Genomic DNA, 3,973 nt, shown 5'->3' with positions numbered 1-3,973 from the left:
CCCCGTCATGGGAGCCGGGCCCTCGGTCTGTGCGGAGTGCGGAGCGCCGTCGACTGGATCACTCTGGGTGTCTCGTGACAACCCCAGAGTGAGGAGCGCGCATGCGTCGTACCTTCGCCCGTGCACTGGCCCTCGTGGCCACGGCGGCCGTGATACCGCTGGCATCCCCGGCCCCCGCGACGGCCGACGTCGTCATCGGCGGCTACCCCGTGGAAATCAGCGAGGCCCCTTGGATGGTGGCGCTGTCCAGCCGTGACCGGTTCGGGGGAACACGCGCGGGACAGTTCTGCGGGGGAGTGGTGATCGGGCGGGAGACGGTGCTCACGGCTGCCCACTGTCTGGGCGAGGAAGTGCTGGGCGCTCCCCCTCGGCAGGTCCGGGACCTGAGGATCGTCGCGGGCCGCGGAGACCTGCGGGCGGGTGGGGGCACGGAGATCGCCGTGCGCGACATCTGGATCAATCCGCGGCACGACAGCTACACGAATGCCGGGGACTTCGCCGTGCTCACCCTCTCGGAGCCGCTCCCCGCCGGTTCGGTCATTCGCGTGGCCGGCGCCGGAGACCCTGCGTACAAGCCTGGTACGGGTGCTGTCGTGTACGGCTGGGGCGATACGACGGGCAGTGGCGACTACGCGAGTTCCCTGCGGGCCTCGCATGTCCGGGTGCTGTCCGACGCGGTCTGCGAGAGGGCCTACCCCGGCAGTGCCGACGGAACGTATCTCGCCGGCTCCATGCTGTGCGCGGGAGAGACGGGTGGCGGCCGGGACGCCTGTCAGGGGGACAGCGGTGGGCCCCTGGTCGCTCAGGGGCGGCTGATCGGCCTTGTGTCGTGGGGAAGCGGCTGTGGACGGGTCGGCAGCCCTGGGGTCTATACGCGGGCCTCAGGGGCCGTCACAGCGCTCGGAGCGGGCCACTGAGAGCTGCCTGAGGGGGCGGGCCGCTGGGAGCTGCCTGAGATTCCGTGGCGTTCTTCGTGGGAGGGAGCGCACTTCCGCAGCCACGAGCGCGAGCGGCCGCCCCTGGAATCAGGGGCGGCCGCCCGGTCACCGGCCTGTGCCGGAGATGGCTCGTCGTCTGCGCGAAGTGTCAGTGCTCTTCGTCATTGGCGCTTGCCGGGGCGGCCGTCAGCCGCTCCGTCTCGTCCTGTATCTCAGCGGCGATCTTCTTGAGTTCCGGCTCGAACTTGCGCCCGTGGTGGGCACAGAAGAGCAGTTCACCACCGTTGAGGAGGACGACGCGCAGGTATGCCTGGGCGCCGCAACGGTCGCAGCGGTCAGCGGCCGTCAGTGGGCTCGCGGGGGTCAGAACAGTAGTCACGTCGCCTCTTCTCTAGCTCGACGAGCTGTCGTACCAGGGTCAACATCCAACCAGGCCGAAAACGTTCCCGCTCGTGGCTCTTCCTCGAAAAAAATCTTTCCGAGTCGGCTGTCTGCTGCCGGTTGGCGGCGAATGAGCCGTATTGCGTGTCTTCGTGTCTTACGGGTTCGCGCTCTGTCAGGTTCAGTCCTCACCGGCTGGCTTGCCGGTTGTTCTTGAGGACGTGCCCGGAGCCTAAATGGTTCATGCCTGGAAGGGAACGTGATATGTACTTCACTCCAACGAGGGATCGAACAGGCATGCGACTCTGGACTAGTCTGCGTTTGGGACGAGGGTGGCGTTACAACGGCTCTACCAGGCCTCGGTACCCTCGGACCGGTGACCGAAGCCGGGCCCTTACCCAAAAGGGCCGCAACTGAAATTCAGCGAGGAGCGAACCGCGTGACCGCCGAGACGTCCGTGCCGTCCACAGCCCTGCTGACCGGAGCAGACCGGGACGGTTCCAACTACACCGCGCGGCACCTGCTCGTCCTCGAAGGTCTAGAGGCCGTGCGGAAGCGCCCGGGCATGTACATCGGATCGACCGACAGCCGCGGTCTGATGCACTGCCTCTGGGAGATCATCGACAACTCCGTGGACGAAGCCCTCGGTGGCTACTGCGACCACATCGATGTGACCCTGCATGACGACGGTTCCGTCGAGGTGCGGGACAACGGCCGGGGCATCCCGGTCGATGTCGAGCCCAAAACCGGTCTTTCGGGCATCGAAGTCGTGATGACCAAGCTCCATGCCGGAGGCAAGTTCGGGGGTGGCTCGTACGCGGCCTCCGGCGGCCTGCACGGCGTGGGCGCCTCCGTGGTGAACGCGCTCTCGGCCCGCCTGGACGTCGAGGTGGACCGTGGGGGCAACACCCACGCGGTGAGTTTCCGGCGGGGCACCCCCGGAGCCTTCAAGGGCGACGGCCCCGATGCCACGTTCGACCCGTCCTCCGGGCTGCGCAAGCTCAAGAGGGTTCCCAAGACCCGCACCGGCACGCGCGTGCGGTACTGGGCCGACCGGCAGATCTTCCTCAAGGACGCCAAGCTCTCCCTGGAGAACCTGCACCAGCGCGCCCGGCAGACCGCCTTCCTGGTGCCCGGCCTGACCATCGTCGTCCGCGACGAGTACGGGCTCGGCGAGGGCGGCAGCAAGGGCGAGGAGTCCTTCCGCTTCGACGGCGGCATCAGCGAGTTCTGCGAGTACCTGGCCACCGACAAGCCCGTCTGCGACGTGCTCCGCTTCTCGGGCCAGGGCAGCTTCAAGGAGACGGTCCCGGTCCTCGACGACCACGGGCAGATGACTCCGACCGAAGTCACCCGTGAGCTGGGTGTGGACGTCGCGATGCGCTGGGGCACGGGCTACGACACGACGCTCAAGTCGTTCGTGAACATCATCGCCACGCCCAAGGGCGGCACCCACGTCGCGGGTTACGAGCAGGCGGTCGCCAGGACCATCAACGAAGTGCTGCGCACCAAGAAGCTGCTGCGGGTCGCCGAGGACGACGTCGTCAAGGACGACGCCCTGGAGGGCCTCACCGCCGTTGTCACCGTCCGTCTCGCGGAGCCCCAGTTCGAGGGGCAGACCAAGGAGGTGCTCGGCACCTCCGCGGCTCGCCGCATCGTGACGAACGTGGTCTCCAAGGAGCTCAAGGCGTTCCTGACCTCCACGAAGCGGGACGCGGCCGCACAGGCGCGGGTCGTCCTTGAGAAGGCGGTGGCCGCCGCCCGTACGAGAATCGCGGCCCGCCAGCACAAGGACGCCCAGCGGCGGAAGACGGCCCTGGAGTCCTCCTCGCTGCCCGCCAAGCTCGCCGACTGCCGCAGTGACGACGTGGAGCGCAGCGAGCTGTTCATCGTCGAGGGAGACTCGGCGCTCGGCACCGCCAAGCTCGCCCGGAACTCCGAGTTCCAGGCCCTCCTGCCGATCCGCGGAAAGATCCTCAACGTTCAGAAGTCGTCCGTGTCGGACATGCTGAAGAACGCCGAGTGCGGCGCGATCATCCAGGTCATAGGAGCAGGTTCGGGACGCACCTTCGACCTCGACGCCGCCCGCTACGGGAAGATCATCCTGCTCGTCGACGCCGATGTCGACGGCGCGCACATCCGCTGTCTGCTCCTGACGCTCTTCCAGCGCTACATGCGGCCCATGGTCGAGGCCGGCCGGGTGTTCGCGGCGGTGCCGCCGCTGCACCGGATCGAACTGAGCCAGCCCAAGAAGGGCCAGGACAAGTACATCTACACGTACTCGGACCGTGAGCTCCGGGAGACCGTGCTCGAACTCCAGCGGAAGAACGTGCGGTACAAGGACTCGATCCAGCGCTACAAGGGTCTCGGTGAGATGGACGCGGACCAGTTGGCCGAGACGACCATGGACCCGCGCCACCGCACGCTGCGCCGGATCAACATCACCGACCTCGAAGCCTCGGAGCAGGTCTTCGACCTGCTGATGGGCAACGACGTCGCTCCGCGCAAGGAGTTCATCTCCAGCTCCGCGGCGACGCTGGACCGCTCGCGCATCGACGCGTAGTCGGTTCCACCGGCGCGTAGCCGGTCCCACCGACACGTGAGCGGCCTCAGCGGCGCATCTTCGGTCCGACGGGGGCCGACCGGAACTCCGG

The 3,973-nt window shown here is 67.6% G+C and carries 3 protein-coding genes; 2 read left to right on the top strand and 1 reads right to left on the bottom strand.

Features of this window, described 5'->3' with window-relative positions; translation table 11 throughout:
• The first annotated feature begins 101 nt into the window (after positions 1 to 101).
• Positions 102 to 917, top strand: coding sequence for a S1 family serine peptidase (locus ACFWGJ_RS42580; RefSeq protein WP_387334335.1), 816 nt, complete (start codon positions 102 to 104; stop codon positions 915 to 917).
• A 169-nt stretch (positions 918 to 1,086) separates the two neighbouring features.
• Here ACFWGJ_RS42580 and ACFWGJ_RS42575 read toward each other — a convergent pair whose 3' ends face one another.
• The gene (locus tag ACFWGJ_RS42575) at positions 1,087 to 1,317 is read right to left on the bottom strand and encodes a hypothetical protein (RefSeq protein WP_107021495.1); all 231 of its coding nucleotides are present in this window, start codon (positions 1,315 to 1,317) and stop codon (positions 1,087 to 1,089) included.
• A gap of 441 nt (positions 1,318 to 1,758) precedes the next feature.
• On the opposite strand from ACFWGJ_RS42575, the gene ACFWGJ_RS42570 reads away from it, so the two are divergent.
• Positions 1,759 to 3,882 carry a type IIA DNA topoisomerase subunit B gene (locus tag ACFWGJ_RS42570; protein WP_387334334.1) on the top strand — a complete coding sequence of 708 codons (2,124 nt, stop codon included), beginning with the start codon at positions 1,759 to 1,761 and terminating at the stop codon, positions 3,880 to 3,882.
• The last annotated feature ends 91 nt before the right edge of the window (positions 3,883 to 3,973 follow it).

It is taken from the genome of Streptomyces sp. NPDC060205, assembly GCF_042728395.1.
Taxonomy (GTDB): domain Bacteria; phylum Actinomycetota; class Actinomycetes; order Streptomycetales; family Streptomycetaceae; genus Streptomyces.
The sequence above is the reverse complement of the archived record's forward strand: the minus strand, read 5'-3'. Positions and strand labels throughout refer to the sequence as shown.

Coding starts and splice junctions, on each gene's coding strand:
- ACFWGJ_RS42580 (WP_387334335.1), top strand. CDS start 102: ATGCGTCGTACCTTCGCCCGTGCACTGGCCCTCGTGGCCACGGCGGCC.